Origin of the sequence: Streptomyces sp. NPDC088706, assembly GCF_044752765.1 — a bacterium.
In the GTDB taxonomy this organism is placed as follows: Bacteria; Actinomycetota; Actinomycetes; order Streptomycetales; family Streptomycetaceae; genus Streptomyces.
The window spans coordinates 205,314-225,627 of sequence record NZ_JBIVLW010000004.1; the positions used below are offsets into that span (position 1 = coordinate 205,314).

The window sequence follows — 20,314 nt, forward strand, 5'->3', positions numbered from 1 at the left end:
CGTACGACCACGGCCGAAGGAGAACCATGACCCTCACGACCGCCCCCGCCCTGCGCGACCACCGCACCACCCGCCGACGGCCTGTACGAGGGCCCGCGCACCCTGCGCCGGGTGCCGGAGGGCTGGATTGAGCGGCCCTACGAGCTCTTCGAGCTGGTGCCGCGCGGCCGGGTGATCGGCGCGGAGATCCACGGCGTCGACCTGTCCCGTCCCCTGGGAACGGCCGACGTCACCTTCCGCGAGCGCCCGGCCCTCGGCGCGGTCCTCCAGCTCCGCGAGGTGCCGCCGGTGGGCGGGGACACGCTGTGGGCGGACATGGCGGCGGCGTACGACAACCTGCCCGAGGAGGTGAAGGAGCGCATAGAGGGGGCGCGGGCGGTGCACGACTTCATCCCCGGCTTCTCCCGGTTCTACCCGCCGGAGCGGCTGGCCCCGTACCAGGACCGGTTCCCGCCCGTCGAGCACCCGGTGGTGCGGCGCCACCCGGTCACCGGCCGTCGGACGATCTTCGTCAACGCCTCGTTCACCACCCGGATCGTCGGGTTCGCCCAGGAGGAGAGCGACCGGCTGCTGCGCCTGCTGTTCCAGCAGGCGCACGCGCCGGAGTTCCAGGTGCGGTACAGCTGGCGGGCGGGCGACGTCGCGTTCTGGGACAACCGGGCCACCCAGCACTATGCGGTCAACGACTACGCCCCGCACCGCCGGGTCGCCGAACGGGTCGCGATCGCGGGGGACCGCCCCCACTGATCCGTACGGGCGGGCTGCTTGAATGGACGGGTGACCCGAGCCTCCCTGGACAAGCAGCCGCACGAAGTCGCCTCGATGTTCGACGGGGTGGCGGCCAACTACGACCTGACCAACGACGTGCTCTCGCTGGGCCAGGCCCGGCTGTGGCGCAAGGCGGTCGCGGCGGCGGTCGACGCCCGCCCCGCGCAGAGGATCCTCGACCTGGCGGCGGGCACCGCGACCTCCTCGCAGCCCTTCGCCCGGGCCGGTGCCTATGTGGTGCCGTGCGACTTCTCGCTCGGCATGCTGAAGGTCGGCAAGCAGCGCCACCCGTGGATGCCGTTCACGGCGGGCGACGGGATGAAGCTGCCGTTCAAGGACGAGGTGTTCGACACCGTCACGATCTCCTTCGGGCTGCGCAACATCCAGGACACCGAGACCGCGCTGCGCGAGCTGTACCGGGTGACGAGGCCGGGCGGCCGGGTCGTGATCTGCGAGTTCTCGCAGCCGACCTGGGCCCCGTTCCGCACGGTCTACAGCGAGTACCTGATGCGCGCGCTGCCGCCGGTCGCCCGGGCCGTCTCCTCCAACCCGGACGCGTACGTCTATCTCGCCGAGTCCATCCGCGCCTGGCCCGACCAGCCCGGCCTCGCCGCACTCCTTCAGAAGGCGGGCTGGTCGAAGGTGGCGTGGCGCGACCTCACCGGCGGCGTGGTGGCCCTGCACCGGGCCACCCGCGCCTGACCTTCGTACGAGGCCTCAGAGCTCCAGCCGGTAGCAGCGCGCCTCCTGTCCGGGGCGCGGGGTGGTGAAGGTCTCCGCGAGCCGCATCCCGAGCCGCTCCGCCACCGCGATGGACCGGGCGTTACGGGAGTCGACCATCGCGACGACGTCCGGCACCCCGGCCGCCCGCAGCCGCTCCAGCGTGGTGCGGGCGGCGGCGGTGGCGTACCCGCGCCCCCACGCGGAGCGCCCCAGCCGCCAGCCGATCTCGATCGCGCCGACCGGACCGAAGTGGGTGTGCGGCCACGGCTGCGCGCCGGTGAAGCCGAGCACGGTGTCGTCCTCGTCGGTGAGCGTCCACAGGCAGAACCCGCGCTCCGCGTCGTGCCGCCGCTGGCGCGCGGTCAGCTCCTCGTAGACGGAGAACTCCGCGCTCCGCCCGCCGTGGAACTCCATCACCTCGGGGTCGTCGAAGACCCGGTGCCAGATCAGGGCGTCCTCGTCGGTCGGGACGCGCAGCCGTACCGCGGGGGCGGGGGCAGTGGGCGGAACAGGTGCTATCGACATGAGGGAGCCCTTCGGAGGGTTGTTCAGCAGGCCCCCATAGACTGCACGGGACATGTGCCGCGCGGCACGCGAATTCGAGTCTTCGGGAGATCCGACCGTGACCGAGCCCCTCTCCGAGCACAGCGCGGACGTGATCGTCGTCGGAGCGGGCCCAGCCGGCTCCACGACCGCGTACTACCTCGCCAAGGCCGGACTCGACGTCCTGTTGCTGGAAAAGACGGCGTTCCCCCGGGAGAAGGTCTGCGGCGACGGCCTCACGCCGCGCGCCACCAAACAGCTCGTCTCGATGGGGATCGACATCTCCGAGGAGGCGGGCTGGCTGCGCAACAAGGGCCTGCGCATCATCGGCGGCGGCGTGCGGCTCCAGCTGGACTGGCCGGATCTCGCCTCCTACCCGGACTACGGGCTGGTCCGCAAGCGCGACGACTTCGACGAGCAGCTGGCCCGGCAGGCGCAGAAGGCCGGCGCCCGGCTGTACGAGCGCTGCAACGTGGGCGCCCCGATCCGGGACGAGCGCACCGGCCGCATCACCGGCGTCGAGGCGAGGATCGGCGAGGAGAAGACCCCGGTCACCTTCCACGCCCCGCTCGTCGTCGCCGCCGACGGCAACTCCACCCGCCTCTCCCTGGCGATGGGTCTGCACCGCCGTGAGGACCGCCCGATGGGCGTCGCCGTCCGTACGTACTTCACCTCGCCCCGCCACGACGACGACTACCTGGAGTCGTGGCTGGAGCTGTGGGACCGGCGCGGCGCCGAGGACCGGCTGCTGCCGGGGTACGGCTGGATCTTCGGCATGGGCGACGGCACCTCCAACGTCGGGCTCGGCATCCTCAACTCCTCCTCCGCCTTCAAGGAGCTGGACTGGCGCGAGGTGCTCAAGGCCTGGTGCGCCTCGATGCCCGAGGAGTGGGGCTACACCCCGGAGAACATGACGATCCCGATCCGGGGCGCCGCTCTCCCGATGGCCTTCAACCGCCAGCCGCACTACACCAAGGGCCTGCTGCTCGTCGGCGACGCGGGCGGCATGGTCAACCCGTTCAACGGCGAGGGCATCGCGTACGCCATGGAGTCGGGCCAGATCGCGGCCGACGTCATCGTCCAGGCCCACGCCCGGGCCACCCCCGCCCAGCGTGAACTGGCCCTGAACAACTACCCGAAGGTGCTCAAGGAGACCTACGGCGGCTACTACACGATGGGCCGCGCCTTCGTGAAGCTGATCGGCAACCCGAAGGTCATGAAGGTCGCCACCCAGCGCGGCCTGACCCACCCGCTGCTGATGAAGTTCACGCTTAAGATGCTGGCCAACCTGACCGACCCGACGGGCGGCGACGCGATGGACCGCATCATCAACGGGCTGTCGAAGGTGGCCCCGAAGGCCTGAGGCCCACGGCTCACAGCGCGGCGGCGGGCCCCTGGCCCGTCGCCGCGCCCCGCGTGCGCTCGTAGTGGCGGGCCACCCGGGCCCGGTTGCCGCAGGACGGCCTGCACCACTCCTGGCGGCCGTGGCTCTTGATGAAGTACCGCACGCAGCGCGGCGCGTGGCAGGCCCGCAGCTGTTCGCGCTCCCGCCCGCTCAGGAAGTCCACGGCGTCGCGCGCCAGCGCCGCGACCAGCCGTACGCGCGGATCGTCCTCGGCCGACAACAGCCGGGCGGCGGGCGCTCCTTCGGCGGGCCACTCCAGCTGCGGGGCGACGAGCTCCCGGGCCGCGGCCGCGTTGAGGCGGGCCAGCGCCTCGTCGGCCGGCATCAGGCGGTGGGCGTCCGCCGGACTGGGCGGGGCCGGGCTGACCACCCGCGCGAACAGGGCCCGCACGGCGCGCCGTACGCCGACGATCCGGTCCCGGAGTTCCTCGTCGGCGACGAGCTCCCCGGTGCGGAACTCCCGGGGGGCGATGCCCCTGGTCTGCTGCTGGATCCACCGCGTCGTCCCCCGGACCGTCTCCAGGTCGTCGGCGACGCCACCGTCCCCGTCGTGGTGGATGGTGCTCGCCAGCTCCATGACGGGCCGCTGTGTCACCGGTCGCCCCCTTCGCCGCCCCCGACCGGTCGTCGACGGCCTCTTGAACTCGGTCCGCCCCCCACTCTAGAGTCCTAACGGAAGATAAGATTTTAACGTTAACCGGGGGGCGGTCCGACATGTTGCTCGCCCAGATCAGTGATCTGCACCTGGACGGCGGTGAACGCGCGACGCACCGCGCGACCCGCGTCATGGAGTACCTGCGGGCCCTGCCCCGCCCGGTCGACGCCCTGCTGGTCACCGGGGACATCGCCGATCACGCGACGGAGGCGGAGTACGAGGAGGCGACCCGCCTGCTGGCCGCCCCCTTCCCCGTCCTGGCCTGCCCGGGCAACCATGACGCGCGCCCCGCCTACCGCAAGACCTTCCTCGGCGAGGCACCCGAGGAAGGCCCCGTCAACCGGGTCCACCGGATCGCCGGAACCGCCCTCCTGATGTGCGACTCCACCATCCCCGGCCGGGACGAGGGACGCCTCGACGCGCAGACGCTCGGCTGGATCGACACCACCCTCGGCGCGCTCCCGGACGGCGTCCCCGCCCTGATCGCCTTCCACCAGCCGCCCGTCGAGCTCCACCACCCGCTGCCGGACGCCGGGCGGCTGGAGGAGCCGGAACACCTCGCCGCCCTCCTCCACGCCCACCCCCGGGTCGTCGCCGTCCTCACCGGCCACGCCCACACGGCGGCCGCCTCGACCTTCGCCGGCCGCCCGCTCATCGTCGGGCCCGCCGTGACGTGGACCCTGCGCATGCCCTGGGAGGGGGACCGCCCGGCCGACCGCGACCAGCCCCCGGGCCTCGCCTTCCACGTCCTGGGCGAGGACCGGCGCCTGACGACGCATTTCCGCGTCGTGCTCTGAGCCGGGTGGTGCCGTGGCCGGGCAGCTCCGCCGCGGGCCCTGCCCGGCCCTGGCCCCGCGCCCGGCACGGCCCGCCCCGGCGCATAATCCCCAGCCACCCGCGTGATCGTGTGCGATGATTTGCGCGCCACCCCCGGTCGTCGGCAGTCCCGGACCGGCTGGTGCCCGCCCTCGCCCCAGCGGCGACCCGCGGCGCGTACGAATCTTCATGACGCACGCTCACATCGAACGCAGGCCAGCGGGGTACGGAACAAGCCGATACAGCGCTGCTCGACCCCAAGGACAGACAGCCATGACCACCGCATCCCTGCCCCGGAAGTCCTCCCGCCCGGAACCGGGCACCCAGGACACCACGCCGCCCCAGCACCACGGCCTCTTCCTGGAACCGCACTTCGCTCCGGGGCTGCTCCCGCTCGACGACGAGGAGGACCTGGACGCGGCGTACGAGGCGCTGCCCGCGCCGACCACCTCCGCGCGGGAGCCGGAGCGGACGACCCGCCGCCCCCGCCGCCGCTGACCGGCCGGCAGCCCGACCCTCATGTCCGGCCCCGAGTCCGACCGACTCCGCCCACCGGTGCACCGGTGGGCGAACCGCGGCTGAGCGTCGCCGACTGATCCCGAGGGGTCACCGGCCTTGTTCATCACGGCTCCGTCCCCGCCGGATCACCGCGGGCACGGGCCGTTCCCACCCCCGGGTACGCGCTGGGGGCCTTCACCACGAGCGCGTTCGACCTGGGGGCGGCGGTGGGGCCCGTAAGACCTGCGGCGGCGTCAGCGGAGCACGGGCGAGGGCCGCCACTCCCGAGGGGGAGTGGCGGCCCTCAGCTGTCACCGGACATGCCCGGCACCGCTGGTGGATCGCCGGTGATCAGCCGGTGGATCAGAGAACGCGGACCGCGCCGGTCGGCCGGTCGTAGTCCATGGAGCGCTGGACCGTGCCCGTGCTGGAGTTCTGCGCGCCGACGAACTCGCCGCCACCCACGTAGATCGCGACGTGGTACGCGCTGCCCGCACCGCCCCAGTACAGGATGTCGCCGGGCTGGAGGTTGTCCAGGGAGACCTGGGTCCCGGCGGTCGACTGGGACTGCGAGACGCGCGGGAGGTCGATGCCCACCGTGCGGTACGCGGCCTGGACGAGGCCGGAGCAGTCCCACGCGTTGGGGCCGGTGCCGCCGGACACGTACGCGTCGCCGACCTGGGACTTGGCGAACGCGACGATGGCGGCGGCGGAGCCGGTGGCGTTCGACGAGGAGGACGAGGGGGCGGACGCGGAGGCCGAGTCGCCCGAGGAGGAGCCGGAGGCGCTGAGCGTCGTGCGCTCGGCGGTACGGGAGGCGCGCTCGGTACGCTCCTCGGCCTCCGCCTTGGCCTTGGCGGCGGCCTCGGCCTCCTTCTTGGCCTCCGCCTCTGCCTTGCGAACGGCCTCGGCCTTGGCCTTCTTGGCCTTCTTCGCAGCGCTCTCGGCTGCGGCGTCCTCGTGTGCCTGCGCCTCCAGGTCGAGGGCGACCTGCTGTGTGGCCTGTGCGGAGGCGGCGACGGCGGTGGAGAGCCCGGCGGTGATGGTGGGCATCTCGATGGTCTGGGTCACCGGTTCGGCCTGGGCCGGGCCGGCGGCACCCGCGACCGCGATGGTGCTGAGGACGCCACCGGCAACTCCGGCTCGCAGCGCCGACTTCGAGGCGCGCTGGCGGGGCTTCCGGTGGCTGGGTATGTGAGCGGTGTGGGACATAGGTACTAGCGCTACCAGGGGTGTAGGGGTCCCATCAAGAAACGTGTGTTGCGACACAGTTACGTTCGGAATCTGCGAATCCGCTTTCCGTGCGCCTTTATTGACGCCGTAACGGGCAAAACGGGCAGGCGCCATCAGGGCCGTGATCTCTAGCTTTCGGCAATACGCCCGAATTGCCTGCCACTTACCATCCGTTCACACCGATGGCCAAGCCCGGTTTTCCTGTGCGGTGTCGTGAGTGGCGCAGGTCACAGCGTGGGTCTCCGATGGCAGGCAACCCTCGCGCGCGCGGCCGAGGTCCGCGTCGCTGCGGTGGCGGACGCTCCACCACCTCCTCGGGTGCTCCCGCCGGCAACGCCTCCGGGAGTTCGTGAATGCGTGCACATGTCCCCTTCGGTCCCTGCCGCCGCTCGTCCGGGTGAGAGTGAGAGGAACCGGGGCCCTTATCACCCCCTGGCCATCCATGGCCAATTTGCTTGTAGTGGCCGTCCATTGATAGCACCGCACCCGTTTGACCAGGGGTAACACCGTCGAATGTCACGTCTCGTGATCACTTCGCCGCTTCGCGTATGAAGATCACCGCTCATACAACTTCATGATCCTTCGCCAGGTGGTGGAGATCACAAAGACCGTGACGTACCCCGTGTCGCAGATCACAGGGCGACGGGCATAGGATGCGGGGCAGTCGGGCTTGTGAACTGCCTCACATGTGCACGATCTTGGTGAGGTGGCGAGCCGGTCGCCCGATGCGGTCCAACGGTCAAGGACGACTGGAAGGAGCGAGGAGCGTGAATGCCTACGCGCCCATCCTCGTGCTCGGCGCCCTCGGGGCAGGGTTTGCGATCTTCTCCGTGGTCATGGCCACGCTTATCGGCCCCAAGCGGTACAACCGGGCAAAGCTCGAAGCGTACGAGTGCGGTATCGAACCCACGCCGACACCGGCCGGAGGCGGCCGCTTCCCCATCAAGTACTACCTGACGGCGATGCTTTTCATCGTCTTCGACATCGAGATCGTCTTCCTCTATCCCTGGGCGGTCTCCTTCGACGCCCTGGGGATCTTCGGGCTCGTGGAGATGCTGCTCTTCGTGCTCACCGTCTTCGTCGCCTATGCGTATGTCTGGCGTCGCGGCGGCCTGGAATGGGACTGAGGGGCTGAGGGGCACACATGGGACTCGAAGAGAAGCTGCCCAGCGGCTTCGTGCTGACCACGGTCGAACAGGCCGCCGGCTGGGTGCGGAAGTCCTCCGTCTTCCCGGCCACGTTCGGCCTCGCCTGCTGCGCCATCGAAATGATGACGACCGGCGCGGGCCGCTACGACCTGGCCCGGTTCGGCATGGAGGTCTTCCGCGGATCGCCGCGCCAGGCGGACCTGATGATCGTCGCCGGCCGGGTCAGCCAGAAGATGGCGCCCGTCCTGCGGCAGGTCTACGACCAGATGCCGAACCCCAAGTGGGTGATCTCCATGGGGGTTTGCGCGTCATCGGGTGGAATGTTCAACAATTACGCCATTGTGCAGGGCGTTGATCATATTGTCCCGGTCGACATCTATCTGCCGGGATGCCCGCCGCGTCCCGAGATGCTGCTGGACGCCATCCTCAAGCTCCACCAGAAGATCCAGGACGGCAAGCTCGGGGTGAACGCGGAGGAAGCCGCCCGTGAGGCGGAGGAAGCGGCCCTCAAGGCGCTGCCCCTGATCGAGATGAAGGGGCTCCTGCGGTGACCGGGAACAACCAGGGCGGCGAGCAGAACGGCAACGCCGTACCCGCGCCGCGCGACACCGGCGGCGAGGTCATCCGCGTACGCAAGGGCATGTTCGGCGCGAACAACGGCGGCGACACCTCCGGATACGGCGGCCTCATCCGCACCATCACCCTGCCGGGAGCCTCCTCCCGGCCGTACGGAGGGTGGTTCGACGAGGTGGCCGACGAGCTCGAAGGGGCCCTGGAGGAGCAGGACCTGCTCCCCGAGAACGCCATCGAGCGCACGGTCGTCGACCGCGACGAGCTCACCTTCCACATCGCCCGCGAGCACCTGGTCCAGGTCGCCCGCACGCTGCGCGACGACCCCGCCCTGCGCTTCGAGCTCTGTACGGGCGTCAGCGGCGTCCACTTCCTCGGGGACAAGGGCCGCGAACTGCACGCCGTCTACCATCTGCGGTCCCTCACCCACGGCCGGCTCATCCGGCTGGAGGTCTCCGCCCCGGACAGCGATCCGCACATCCCGTCCCTCGTCGAGGTCTACCCGACCAACGACTGGCACGAGCGCGAGGCGTACGACTTCTTCGGCATCGTCTTCGACGGGCACCCGGCCCTGACCCGGATCATGATGCCGGACGACTGGCAGGGCTTCCCGCAGCGCAAGGACTACCCGCTCGGCGGCATCGCCGTCGAGTACAAGGGCGCCCAGATCCCGGCTCCGGACCAGCGGAGGTCGTACTCCTGATGACCACTCCCCACGCAACGCCCCGTGCCACGACCGAGGGGACTGTATACACAGTCACCGGCGGCGACTGGGACGAGGTCGTCGAATCCGCCGCCAAGTCCGACGACGAACGCATCATCGTCAACATGGGTCCCCAGCACCCGTCCACGCACGGCGTGCTGCGGCTGATCCTGGAGATCGACGGCGAGACCGTCACCGAGGCCCGCTGCGGCATCGGCTACCTCCACACCGGCATCGAGAAGAACCTCGAATTCCGCAACTGGACCCAGGGCACCACGTTCGTCACGCGGATGGACTACCTGACGCCGTTCTTCAACGAGACGGCGTACTGCCTGGGTGTCGAGAAGCTCCTCGGCATCGAGGACCAGATCCCCGACCGCGCCACGGTCCTGCGTGTGCTCCTGATGGAGCTCAACCGGATCTCCTCGCACCTGGTCTGCATCGCCACCGGCGGTATGGAGCTGGGCGCGACCACGATCATGATCTACGGCTTCCGCGATCGTGAACTGGTTCTCGATCTCTTCGAGCTGATCACCGGGCTCCGGATGAACCACGCGTTCATCCGCCCCGGCGGCCTCGCCCAGGACCTGCCCCCGGGCGCGGTCGACCAGCTGCGCGAGTTCATCCGGACCATGAAGAAGAACCTGCCGGAGTACGACAAGCTCGCCACCGGCAACCCCATCTTCAAGGCCCGCATGAAGGACGTCGGCTACCTCGACCTGACCGGCTGCATGGCGCTCGGCGCCACCGGGCCGGTCCTGCGCTCCGCCGGGCTCCCGCACGACCTGCGCAAGAGCGACCCCTACTGCGGCTACGAGACCTACGATTTCGAGGTGCCGACCGCCGACACCTGCGACTCCTACGGACGCTTCCTCATCCGCATGGACGAGATGCGCGAGTCGCTCCGGATCATCGAACAGTGCCTGGAGCGCCTGGAGCCGGGCCCGGTCATGGTCGCGGACAAGAAGATCGCCTGGCCCGCCCAGCTCGCCCTCGGCGCGGACGGCCTCGGCAACTCGCTCGACCACATCAGGAACATCATGGGCACCTCCATGGAGGCCCTGATCCACCACTTCAAGCTGGTGACCGAAGGCTTCCGGGTCCCGCCCGGGCAGACGTACACCGCCGTCGAGTCCCCCAAGGGCGAACTCGGCGTACACGTCGTCTCCGACGGCGGCACCCGCCCCTACCGGGTCCACTTCCGCGACCCGTCCTTCACCAATCTGCAAGCCATGGCGGCGATGTGCGAGGGCGGCCAGGTCGCCGACGTGATCGTCGCCGTCGCGTCCATCGACCCCGTGATGGGAGGCGTCGACCGGTGACCGCAGCAAATCAAGAGGTCAGTCTGGGGATGCCGCAGCTCCCCGCCCCCGCCTACCCGGCCGACGTGCGCGCCCGGCTCGACGCGGACGCGAAGGAGGTGATCGCCCGCTACCCGGGAAGCCGCTCCGCGCTGCTGCCGCTGCTCCACCTCGTCCAGTCCGAGGAGGGGTACGTCTCCCGTACGGGAATGGCCTTCTGCGCCGAGACCCTCGACCTCACCACCGCCGAGGTCACGGCCGTCGCCACCTTCTACTCCATGTACCGGCGCAGGCCCAGCGGGGACTACCAGGTCGGGGTCTGCACCAACACCCTGTGCGCGGTCATGGGCGGCGACGCCATCTTCGACACGCTCAAGGAACACCTCGGCGTCGGCAACAACGAGACGACCGAGGACGGCAAGGTCACCCTCGAACACATCGAGTGCAACGCGGCCTGCGACTTCGCGCCCGTCGTGATGGTGAACTGGGAGTTCTTCGACAACCAGACGCCCGAGAGCGCCACCCGACTCGTGGACGACCTGATCGCCGGGCGGACCGTCGAGCCCACCCGCGGCGCCCCGCTCTGCTCCTACAAGGAGACCGCCCGCATCCTGGCCGGCTTCCCCGACGAGCGCCCCGGCGCCGTCGAGGCCACCGGAGGCGCGGGCCCCGCCTCCCTCGTCGGACTCCGGCTCGCGAAGGGTGAGGTCCTGCCGAAGGCACGGGTCGTCGCCCCGCGCGACGGGCGGCCCAAGGACGAGAAGCCGCAGGACGCACAGGTCCACGATCCGTCGCCGACCGAGCGCCTCAGCTCGCACGACGCACCGCAGCAGACCTCGGCCTCCGACCCGGAGCACCCGGCCGGGCCGACAGCCGAGGAGGGGGAGTGATGACCTTGGCCGCCGAGATCGACCACAACGGGACGAGCCCCGAGAAGCTGCTCGCTCCCGTCCTGTCCTCCTTCTGGGACCAGCCCGAGTCCTGGACCCTGGAGACCTACCGCCGCCACGAGGGGTACGAGGGGCTGCGCAAGGCGCTCGCCATGGCGCCCGACGACCTCATCGCGTACGTCAAGGACTCCGGTCTGCGCGGACGAGGCGGCGCGGGCTTCCCCACCGGGATGAAGTGGCAGTTCATCCCGCAGGGTGATGGAAAACCGCACTATCTAGTTGTCAACGCCGACGAATCGGAGCCGGGGACCTGCAAGGACATCCCGCTCCTCTTCGCGAACCCGCACAGCCTCATCGAGGGCATCGTGATCGCCTGTTACGCGATCCGTTCGTCGCACGCGTTCATCTACTTGCGCGGTGAGGTCGTCCCCGTGCTGCGACGACTGCACGAGGCCGTACGAGAGGCGTACGAGGCGGGTTATCTGGGGACGAACATCCTGGGCTCAGGACTCGATCTGGAACTCACGGTGCACGCAGGTGCCGGCGCGTACATCTGTGGTGAGGAAACCGCGCTGCTCGACTCTCTCGAAGGACGGCGTGGCCAGCCCCGGCTGCGACCTCCTTTCCCCGCGGTCGCCGGTCTGTACGCCTGCCCCACTGTGGTGAACAACGTCGAGTCCATCGCCTCGGTTCCCGCGATCCTGAACAAGGGCAAGGACTGGTTCAAGTCGATGGGCAGCGAGAAGTCCCCGGGCTTCACGCTCTACTCGCTCAGCGGCCATGTCACCAGCCCCGGCCAGTACGAGGCCCCGCTCGGCATCACGCTCCGCCAGCTCCTCGACATGAGCGGCGGGATGCGGGCCGGGCACCGCCTCAAGTTCTGGACGCCGGGCGGCTCCTCCACGCCGATGTTCACCGACGAGCACCTCGACGTCCCCCTCGACTACGAGGGCGTCGGCGCCGCCGGGTCCATGCTCGGCACCAAGGCGCTCCAGTGCTTCGACGAGACGACCTGCGTGGTGCGGGCCGTCACCCGCTGGACCGAGTTCTACGCCCACGAGTCCTGCGGCAAGTGCACGCCGTGCCGCGAAGGGACGTACTGGCTGGTCCAGTTGCTCCGCGACATCGAGGGGGGCAAGGGCGAGATGTCCGACCTGGACAAGCTGAACGACATCGCCGACAACATCAACGGCAAGTCGTTCTGCGCGCTCGGTGACGGCGCCGCCTCGCCGATCTTCTCCTCGCTCAAGTACTTCCGCGAGGAGTACGAACAGCACATCACGGGCCAGGGCTGCCCCTTCGATCCCGCGAAATCCACCGCCTGGGCCGACGAGAAGAACGCCGACGGCAAGAACGCTCACCGGGGGGTGAACGCATGACAGTCACCACGAGTGCGCCCTCCGGGGGCGGCGAGGCGGCGATCCCGCCCGAGGACCTGGTCACGCTGACCATCGACGGCATCGAGATCAGCGTCCCCAAGGGGACCTTGGTCATCCGGGCCGCCGAACTCCTCGGCATCGAGATCCCGCGCTTCTGCGACCACCCGCTCCTCGACCCGGCCGGCGCCTGCCGCCAGTGCATCGTCGAGGTGGAGGGCCAGCGCAAGCCGATGGCCTCCTGCACCATCACCTGCACCGACGGCATGGTCGTCAAGTCGCAGATCACCTCCCCGGTCGCCGAGAAGGCGCAGAAGGGCGTGATGGAACTGCTGCTGATCAACCATCCGCTGGACTGCCCCGTCTGCGACAAGGGCGGCGAGTGCCCGCTCCAGAACCAGGCGATGTCGCACGGCGCCGCCGACTCCCGCTTCGAGGGCAAGAAGCGGACCTTCGAGAAGCCCGTCCCGATCTCCACCCAGGTGCTGCTGGACCGCGAACGGTGCGTGCTCTGCGCGCGCTGCACCCGGTTCTCCAACCAGGTGGCGGGCGACCCGATGATCGAGCTGATCGAGCGCGGCGCCCTCCAGCAGGTCGGCACCGGCGAGGGCGACCCCTTCGAGTCGTACTTCTCCGGCAACACCATCCAGATCTGCCCGGTCGGCGCGCTGACCTCGGCGGCGTACCGCTTCCGCTCCCGCCCCTTCGACCTGGTCTCCACCCCCTCGGTGTGCGAGCAGTGCTCCGGCGGCTGCGGGATGCGTACCGACCACCGGCGCGGCAAGGTCATGCGGCGCCTCGCGGCCAACGAGCCCGAGGTCAACGAGGAGTGGATCTGCGACAAGGGGAGGTTCGGCTTCCGCTACGCCCAGCAGCGCGACCGGCTCACCACCCCGCTGGTCCGCAACGCCGAAGGCGTCCTGGAACCGGCGAGCTGGCCCGAGGCGCTGGAAGCCGCGGCGGCCGGGCTCCTCGCCGCCCGAGGGCGCGCGGGCGTCCTGACCGGCGGCCGGCTGACCGTCGAGGACTCCTACGCGTACAGCAAGTTCGCCCGGGTCGCCCTCGACACCAACGACATCGACTTCCGCTCCCGGGTCCACAGCGCCGAGGAGGCCGACTTCCTGGCCGCCCGGGTCGCCGGACGCGGCCGGGACCTGGACGGCGAGGGGGTCACGTACACCGCGCTGGAGAAGGCCCCCGCGGTCCTGCTCGTCGGGTTCGAGTCCGAGGAGGAGGCTCCCGGCGTCTTCCTGCGGCTGCGCAAGGCCCACCGCAGGGGCGGCCAGAAGACCTTCGCCCTCGCCTCGCACGCCACGCGCGGCCTGGTGAAGGCGGGTGGCACGCTGCTGCTTGCCGCCCCCGGCACCGAGACCGAGTGGCTGGACGCCCTCGCCGGCGGCGTCGGCCTGGAGGCCGAAGGGGCCGCCGCGGCCGAGGCGTTGCGCGGCGAGCACTCCCTGATCATCGTCGGGGAGCGGCTCGCGGGAGTGCCCGGCGCCCTCTCCGCCGCGATCCGTACGGCCACCGCGACCGGCGCACGCCTGGTATGGATTCCGCGCCGGGCGGGCGACCGGGGTGCGGTGGAGACCGGCGCGCTCCCCACCCTGCTGCCCGGCGGCCGACCGGCCACCGACCCGCGGGCCCGGGACGAGGTGGCCGCCGTCTGGCGCGTCGCCGAGTTGCCCGCCCGCCACGGCCGCGACACCGGCCAGATCATCGAGGCCGCGGCCACCGGCGAACTGGGCGCGCTCGTCGTCGCCGGGGTCGGCGTGGAGGACCTGCCCGACCCGGCGCGCGCGCTGCGGGCCCTGGACGAGGTCGGCTTCCTGGTCTCGCTGGAGCTGCGGCCGAGCGAGGTCACCACCCGGGCGGATGTGGTCTTCCCGGTCGCCGCCGTCGCGGAGAAGTCCGGCACCTTCCTCAACTGGGAGGGCCGGGTCCGGATGTTCCAGGCGGCGCTGAAGCCGGAGCAGATGCCCCGGACCCTCGCCCCGGTCGACTCCCGCGTGCTGCACATGCTGGCCGACGCCATGGACGTGCACTTCGCGCTGCCGGACCTGACCGCCGCCCGCCGCGAGCTGGACCGGCTCGGCGGCTGGGAGGGCGGCCACGCCGACGACCCGCGCGAGCCGGCCCGGCCGCTGCCCCGGCCCGGCGACGGCGAGGCGGTCCTCGCGGGCCACCGGATGCTGCTCGACCTCGGCCGGCTCCAGGAGGGCGACACCGCGCTCGCCGGGACCCGGCACGCGGCACTCGCCCGGCTCTCGGCCACCACCGCGGCCGAGACCGGCGTCAAGGACGGCGACCTGCTCGCCGTCACCGGCCCCACCGGCACCGTGGAACTCCCCCTCCAGGTCACCGACATGCCGGACCGCGTGGTCTGGGTGCCGCTGAACTCGGTGGGACGCGGCATCCCCGCCGACACCGGTGCGAACCCCGGCGGCCTGGTACGGATCGGCCCCGCCGCCGTACCGGGTGCGCCCGTCGAACCATCGGAGGTACGAGCGTGATGGGCCTCACCGCACTCACCACGGCACCGGAGCGTGCCGTCCTCGCCGCCGAGGACCTGTCGATGTTCGGCACCGACCCCTGGTGGCTGGTGCTGGTCAAGGCGGTCTTCTGCTTCGCGTTCCTGATGCTGATCGTGCTCTTCTCCATCGTCTGGGAGCGCAAGGTCGTCGCCTGGATGCAGCTGCGGATCGGCCCCAACCGGCACGGCCCCTGGGGACTGCTCCAGTCGCTCGCCGACGGCGTCAAACTGATGCTGAAGGAGGACGTCGTCGTCAAGCGCGCGGACAAGGCCGTCTACGTCCTCGCGCCGATCCTCGCGGCGATCCCCGCCTTCATGGCGATCGCGGTCATCCCCTTCGGCCCGGCGGGCAACGAGGTCTCGATCTTCGGCACCCGTACGACGATGCAGCTCACCGACCTGCCGATCGCCGCGCTCTACATCCTCGCCGTCGGCGCGGTCGGGGTGTACGGATTCGTCCTCGGCGGCTGGTCCTCGGGCTCGACGTACCCGCTGCTCGGCGGGATCCGCTCCTGCGCCCAGATGATCAGTTACGAGATCGCCATGGGCGCCGCGTTCGCCTCGGTCTTCCTCTACTCCGGGTCGATGTCGACCTCCACCATCGTGCAGGCCCAGGGAGACCGCTGGTACGTCATCCTGCTGCCGATGTCCTTCCTCATCTACATGGTGACGATGATCGGGGAGTCCAGCCGGGCCCCGTTCGACATGCCGGAGTCCGAGGGCGACCTCGTCGGCGGCTTCAACACGGAGTACAGCTCGATCAAGTTCGCGATGTTCATGCTCGCCGAGTACATCCACATGGTGACCGTGTCGATGATCGCGGTGACGCTGTTCCTCGGCGGCTGGCGGGCCCCGTACCCGATCTCCGCGTTCTGGGAGGGGGCGAACCACGGCTGGTGGCCGATGCTCTGGTTCTTCCTGAAGCTCCAGGCGCTGATCTTCTTCTTCATCTGGCTGCGCGGCACCCTGCCACGCGTCCGCTACGACCAGCTGATGAAGCTCGGCTGGAAGGTCCTGATCCCGGTCTCCGTGGGCTGGCTGATGCTCGTCGCCACCGTCCGCGCGCTGCGCAACGAGGGCTACGACTTCTCCCGGATCGTCCTGTACGTCGGCGGGGCCGTGCTGGCCGTCCTGCTGATCTCCCTGGTCGTCGACACCTTCCGCGACCGCAGGGGCAGGGCCCAGGAGGCGGAGGCCGGACCGGAGCCCGCCTTCGACCCGATGGCGGGCGGGTTCCCGGTGCCACCGCTGCCCGGACAGACCCTGCCGCCGGTGCCCAGGCGCGTACCGCGGCGGGAGCGGGAGCTCGTTGTCAGTGGTGGACCGGATACTCAGAGTGACGGAAACGCGAGTGACGGAAAGGAGGCCGGCGGTGTCTGAGAAACCAGAGCTCACGGGCTCATCGGGATCCGCTGGGTCCTCGGGCGAATCGGGAGCGGCGGGGGAGAAGTTCCAGAACCCCGTGGCCGGCTTCGGCGTGACCTTCAAGGCCATGTTCAAGAAGCGGCTGACCGAGCAGTACCCGGAGACGCCGAAGGTGACGGCGCCCCGCTTCCACGGCCGCCACCAGCTCAACCGCCACCCGGACGGCCTGGAGAAGTGCGTCGGCTGCGAGCTGTGCGCCTGGGCGTGTCCGGCGGACGCCATCTACGTGGAGGGCGCGGACAACACGGAGGAGGAGCGCTACTCCCCGGGCGAGCGCTACGGCCGCGTCTACCAGATCAACTACGCGCGCTGCATCCTGTGCGGACTCTGCATCGAGGCCTGCCCCACCCGGGCGCTGACCATGACGAACGAGTTCGAGCTCGCCAACACCACCCGCGAGAGCCTCATCTACACCAAGGACGAGCTGCTCGCGGGGCTGGAGGAAGGCATGGTCGACAGCCCGCACGCGATCTTCCCGGGCATGGACGAACAGGACTACTACCGGGGCCTGGTCACCGAGGCCGCCCCCGGCACGGTGCCCCAGCCGGCGCTCTCCAGGGGTGAGCCCAAGTCCGACGAGTCCGTGGTCATCACCCAGGACGGCAAAGCCCGGCAGGACAGGGGGGCGGGCGCATGAACGCGATCGCCGCGGCCACCACCACCTCGACCGGTGAGGCCGTCCAGTTCTGGATCCTGGGCACCGTCGCCGTAATCGGCGCGCTGGCCACGATCCTGCTGAAGAAGTCCGTGCACAGCGCCCTGTCGCTCGCCGGGACCATGGTCGTCCTGGCCGTCTTCTACCTCGCCAACGGCGCCTACTTCCTCGGCGTCGTCCAGATCATCGTCTACACCGGCGCGATCATGATGCTGTTCCTCTTCGTCGTCATGCTCGTCGGCGTCACCGCCGCGGACTCCCTCAAGGAGACCCTCAAGGGGCAGCGCTGGCTGGCCGTGGGCTGCGGCCTCGGCTTCGGCATCCTGCTGATCGCGGGCATCGGCCACGCGTCGCTGTCCACCTTCAACGGTCTGGGCGCCGCCAACGCCCTGCACGGCGGGAACGTGGAGGGGCTCGCCAACCTCATCTTCACCAAGTACGTCTTCGCGTTCGAGATCACCGGCGCCCTGCTGATCACCGCGACCGTCGGAGCGATGGTGCTCACGCACCGCGAGCGCACCGAACGGGCCAGGACCCAGCGGGAGATGTCGACGGAGCGCGTGCGCGGCAAGCACCTCCCGCCGCTGCCCGCCCCCGGTGTCTACGCCCGGCACAACGCGGTGGACATCGCCGGTCTGCTGCCCGACGGCACACCGTCCGACCTCACCGTCATGAAGACGCTGCGCGACCGGGGTCAGATCCGCGATGTCTCCCAGGAGGCCCTCGCCGATCTCAAGGCGCTGGAGCAGCGCTCGGGCGAGCGGCTCGGACGTGAGGACGCGGACGCCGTGGCGCGCGGGGCGAACCCCGCCTCCGCGGCGGAGAACTCGGAGGCCGCCAAGTGAACCCGGTCAACTATCTCTACCTCGCGGCCCTGCTCTTCGCGATCGGCGCCTCCGGGGTGCTGATCCGGCGGAACGTGATCGTGCTGTTCATGTGCATCGAGCTGATGCTCAACGCGTGCAATCTGGCGCTCGTCACGTTCTCCCGGATGCACGGAAACCTCGACGGGCAGATCGTCGCCTTCTTCGTGATGGTCGTGGCCGCCGCGGAAGTCGTCGTCGGGCTCGCGATCATCGTGTCGTTGTTCCGCTCCCGCCACTCGGCCTCGGTCGACGACGCCAGCCTGATGAAGCTGTAAGGGGACCGGAATCGTGGAGAACCTGATCGTGCTGCTCGTCGCGGCGCCCCTGCTCGGAGCGGCGGTCCTGCTCTGCGGCGGCCGTCGGCTGGACAAGGCCGGGCACTGGCTCGGCACCGTGCTCGCCGCCGCCTCGTTCGTCGTCGGCGTCGTCCTCTTCGCCGACATGCTGGGGAAGGGCGCCGAGGACCGCGCCCTGCACCAGCACCTGTTCAGCTGGATTCCGGTGGAGGGCTTCCAGGCCGACATCGCCTTCCAGCTCGACCAGCTGTCGATGACCTTCGTCCTGCTCATCACCGGTGTGGGCACGCTGATCCACATCTACTCCATCGGCTACATGGAGCACGACGAGCGCAGGCGCCGCTTCTTCGGCTACCTCAACCTGTTCCTCGCGGCGATGCTGATCCTGGTCATCGCCGACAACTACCTGCTGCTGTACGTCGGGTGGGAGGGCGTCGGTCTGGCGTCGTACCTGCTCATCGGCTTCTGGCAGCACAAGCCGAGCGCGGCCACCGCCGCGAAGAAGGCCTTCCTGGTCAACCGCGTCGGTGACATGGGCCTCTCGATCGCCATCATGCTGATGTTCACCACCTTCGGCACCTTCGCCTTCGGGCCGGTGCTGGAGGCGACCGGCGAGACCAGCGAGGGCACGCTGACGGCCATCGGCCTGATGCTGCTGCTGGCCGCCTGCGGCAAGTCGGCCCAGGTGCCGCTACAGTCCTGGCTCGGCGACGCGATGGAGGGACCGACCCCGGTCTCCGCCCTGATCCACGCCGCGACCATGGTCACCGCCGGTGTCTATCTGATCGTCCGCTCCGGCGCCATCTTCAACGGTGCCCCGGACGCCCAGCTGGTCGTGGTCATCGTCGGCGCGGTCACGCTGATCTTCGGTGCGATCGTCGGTTGCGCCAAGGACGACATCAAGAAGGCGCTGGCCGGCTCCACGATGTCCCAGATCGGCTACATGATCCTCGCCGCGGGCCTCGGCCCGATCGGCTACATCTTCGCCATCATGCACCTGGTGACGCACGGCTTCTTCAAGGCCGGGCTCTTCCTGGGCGCCGGTTCGGTGATGCACGGCATGAACGACGAGGTCGACATGCGCAAGTACGGCGGCCTGCGGAAGTACATGCCGGTCACCTTCGTCACCTTCGGTCTCGGCTATCTCGCCATCATCGGCTTCCCGGGCCTGTCCGGCTTCTTCTCGAAGGACAAGATCATCGAGGCGGCCTTCGCCAAGGGCGGCACCGAGGGCTGGATCCTCGGCTCCGTCGCCCTGCTGGGCGCCGCGATCACCGCGTTCTACATGACGCGCGTGATGCTGATGACGTTCTTCGGCGAGAAGCGCTGGCAGCCCACTGCGTCGGACAGCGGCTCCGCCGCGGGCGAGGGTCACGAGCCGCACCCGCACGAGTCCCCGAAGTCCATGACGGTCCCGATGATCGTGCTGGCCGTCGGTTCGGTCTTCGCCGGTGGCTTCTTCGCCATCGGTGACCGTTTCGTCAACTGGCTGGAGCCGGTCACCGGTTACGACCACGGCCACTCCCCGCTGAGCGCGGCCACCGTCACCGGAGCCACCGTGGTGGCCCTGATCGCGGGGGTGGGTATCGCCTGGGCGATGTACGGCCGCAGGCCGGTCCCCGTGCTCGCCCCGCGCGGCTCACTGCTCACCCGGGCGGCCCGCCGCGACCTGCTCCAGGACGACTTCAACCACGTGGTCCTGGTGCGCGGCGGCGAGCACCTCACCCGCTCGCTCGTCTACGTCGACCACTCCCTGGTCGACGGCGTCGTCAACGGCACGGCCGCGTCGGTCGGCGGACTCTCCGGCCGGCTGCGCAAGCTGCAGAACGGCTACGCCCGCTCCTACGCGGTCTCGATGTTCGGCGGTGCGGCGGTCGTCATCGCCGCGACCCTGCTGATGAGGGCGGTCTGAT

The 20,314-nt window shown here is 70.1% G+C and carries 19 protein-coding genes and 1 pseudogene; 17 read left to right on the forward strand and 3 right to left on the reverse strand.

Annotation, left to right across the window (positions count from 1 at the left end; translation table 11 throughout):
* The first annotated feature begins 26 nt into the window (after positions 1 to 26).
* Positions 27 to 747: pseudogene (locus ACIQAK_RS13960) on the forward strand (TauD/TfdA dioxygenase family protein).
* Positions 748 to 777: 30 nt separating this feature from the next.
* A complete protein-coding gene (locus ACIQAK_RS13965) occupies positions 778 to 1,470 on the forward strand; it encodes a demethylmenaquinone methyltransferase (protein ID WP_366390539.1) in 693 nt (230 codons plus the stop codon).
* 15 nt (positions 1,471 to 1,485) lie between these two features.
* On the opposite strand, the gene ACIQAK_RS13970 is transcribed toward ACIQAK_RS13965, so the two are convergent.
* Entirely contained in the window at positions 1,486 to 2,016 is a 531-nt protein-coding gene (locus tag ACIQAK_RS13970; RefSeq protein ID WP_366390540.1) for a GNAT family N-acetyltransferase, read from the reverse strand.
* A gap of 97 nt (positions 2,017 to 2,113) precedes the next feature.
* On the opposite strand from ACIQAK_RS13970, the gene ACIQAK_RS13975 reads away from it, so the two are divergent.
* Positions 2,114 to 3,397 (forward strand): geranylgeranyl reductase family protein, encoded by a 1,284-nt coding sequence (locus ACIQAK_RS13975; RefSeq protein WP_366390541.1) that lies wholly within the window; start codon positions 2,114 to 2,116, stop codon positions 3,395 to 3,397.
* A 10-nt stretch (positions 3,398 to 3,407) separates the two neighbouring features.
* Here ACIQAK_RS13975 and ACIQAK_RS13980 read toward each other — a convergent pair whose 3' ends face one another.
* Complete coding sequence (locus ACIQAK_RS13980; protein WP_366390589.1) at positions 3,408 to 4,016, reverse strand: CGNR zinc finger domain-containing protein; 609 nt, start codon at positions 4,014 to 4,016, stop codon at positions 3,408 to 3,410.
* A gap of 137 nt (positions 4,017 to 4,153) precedes the next feature.
* On the opposite strand from ACIQAK_RS13980, the gene ACIQAK_RS13985 reads away from it, so the two are divergent.
* Positions 4,154 to 4,891, forward strand: a complete 738-nt coding sequence (locus ACIQAK_RS13985) for a metallophosphoesterase (protein ID WP_366390542.1) — start codon at positions 4,154 to 4,156, stop codon at positions 4,889 to 4,891.
* A gap of 292 nt (positions 4,892 to 5,183) precedes the next feature.
* Complete coding sequence (locus tag ACIQAK_RS13990) at positions 5,184 to 5,408, forward strand: hypothetical protein (protein ID WP_366390544.1); 225 nt, start codon at positions 5,184 to 5,186, stop codon at positions 5,406 to 5,408.
* Between the two features lie 363 nt (positions 5,409 to 5,771).
* Here ACIQAK_RS13990 and ACIQAK_RS13995 read toward each other — a convergent pair whose 3' ends face one another.
* A complete protein-coding gene (locus tag ACIQAK_RS13995) occupies positions 5,772 to 6,620 on the reverse strand; it encodes a C40 family peptidase (protein ID WP_366390545.1) in 849 nt (282 codons plus the stop codon).
* 788 nt (positions 6,621 to 7,408) lie between these two features.
* Between ACIQAK_RS13995 and ACIQAK_RS14000 the strand changes: the two genes are divergently transcribed.
* From ACIQAK_RS14000 to nuoL, 12 genes are read left to right on the forward strand one after another with little or no spacing between them, the layout of a single operon-like run.
* A complete protein-coding gene (locus ACIQAK_RS14000; protein ID WP_003967084.1) occupies positions 7,409 to 7,768 on the forward strand; it encodes an NADH-quinone oxidoreductase subunit A in 360 nt (119 codons plus the stop codon).
* Between the two features lie 17 nt (positions 7,769 to 7,785).
* Complete coding sequence (locus tag ACIQAK_RS14005) at positions 7,786 to 8,340, forward strand: NADH-quinone oxidoreductase subunit B family protein (protein WP_018490715.1); 555 nt, start codon at positions 7,786 to 7,788, stop codon at positions 8,338 to 8,340.
* The gene (locus tag ACIQAK_RS14010; protein ID WP_366390546.1) at positions 8,337 to 9,062 is read left to right on the forward strand and encodes an NADH-quinone oxidoreductase subunit C; all 726 of its coding nucleotides are present in this window, start codon (positions 8,337 to 8,339) and stop codon (positions 9,060 to 9,062) included. The genes ACIQAK_RS14005 and ACIQAK_RS14010 overlap by 4 nt, the downstream gene beginning before the upstream one ends.
* Positions 9,062 to 10,384: an NADH-quinone oxidoreductase subunit D gene (locus tag ACIQAK_RS14015; protein WP_366390547.1), complete on the forward strand. Its 1,323-nt coding sequence runs from the start codon at positions 9,062 to 9,064 to the stop codon at positions 10,382 to 10,384. The genes ACIQAK_RS14010 and ACIQAK_RS14015 overlap by 1 nt, the downstream gene beginning before the upstream one ends.
* A 29-nt stretch (positions 10,385 to 10,413) precedes the next feature.
* The gene (gene nuoE / locus ACIQAK_RS14020; protein ID WP_366390590.1) at positions 10,414 to 11,253 is read left to right on the forward strand and encodes an NADH-quinone oxidoreductase subunit NuoE; all 840 of its coding nucleotides are present in this window, start codon (positions 10,414 to 10,416) and stop codon (positions 11,251 to 11,253) included.
* Entirely contained in the window at positions 11,250 to 12,632 is a 1,383-nt protein-coding gene (nuoF, locus tag ACIQAK_RS14025; protein ID WP_366390548.1) for an NADH-quinone oxidoreductase subunit NuoF, read from the forward strand. Before nuoE ends, nuoF begins: the two co-directional genes overlap by 4 nt.
* Positions 12,629 to 15,139, forward strand: a complete 2,511-nt coding sequence (locus ACIQAK_RS14030) for an NADH-quinone oxidoreductase subunit G (RefSeq protein ID WP_366390549.1) — start codon at positions 12,629 to 12,631, stop codon at positions 15,137 to 15,139. Before nuoF ends, ACIQAK_RS14030 begins: the two co-directional genes overlap by 4 nt.
* Positions 15,139 to 16,539 carry an NADH-quinone oxidoreductase subunit NuoH gene (gene nuoH, locus ACIQAK_RS14035; RefSeq protein WP_366390550.1) on the forward strand — a complete coding sequence of 467 codons (1,401 nt, stop codon included), beginning with the start codon at positions 15,139 to 15,141 and terminating at the stop codon, positions 16,537 to 16,539. The genes ACIQAK_RS14030 and nuoH overlap by 1 nt, the downstream gene beginning before the upstream one ends.
* Complete coding sequence (gene nuoI, locus ACIQAK_RS14040) at positions 16,532 to 17,221, forward strand: NADH-quinone oxidoreductase subunit NuoI (protein ID WP_366390551.1); 690 nt, start codon at positions 16,532 to 16,534, stop codon at positions 17,219 to 17,221. Before nuoH ends, nuoI begins: the two co-directional genes overlap by 8 nt.
* Entirely contained in the window at positions 17,218 to 18,084 is an 867-nt protein-coding gene (locus ACIQAK_RS14045; protein ID WP_366390552.1) for an NADH-quinone oxidoreductase subunit J, read from the forward strand. Before nuoI ends, ACIQAK_RS14045 begins: the two co-directional genes overlap by 4 nt.
* On the forward strand, positions 18,081 to 18,380 hold the full coding sequence (nuoK, locus tag ACIQAK_RS14050) for an NADH-quinone oxidoreductase subunit NuoK (protein WP_031127582.1): 300 nt from the start codon (positions 18,081 to 18,083) through the stop codon (positions 18,378 to 18,380). Before ACIQAK_RS14045 ends, nuoK begins: the two co-directional genes overlap by 4 nt.
* A gap of 13 nt (positions 18,381 to 18,393) precedes the next feature.
* Positions 18,394 to 20,313 (forward strand): NADH-quinone oxidoreductase subunit L, encoded by a 1,920-nt coding sequence (nuoL, locus tag ACIQAK_RS14055; protein ID WP_366390553.1) that lies wholly within the window; start codon positions 18,394 to 18,396, stop codon positions 20,311 to 20,313.
* The last annotated feature ends 1 nt before the right edge of the window (position 20,314 follow it).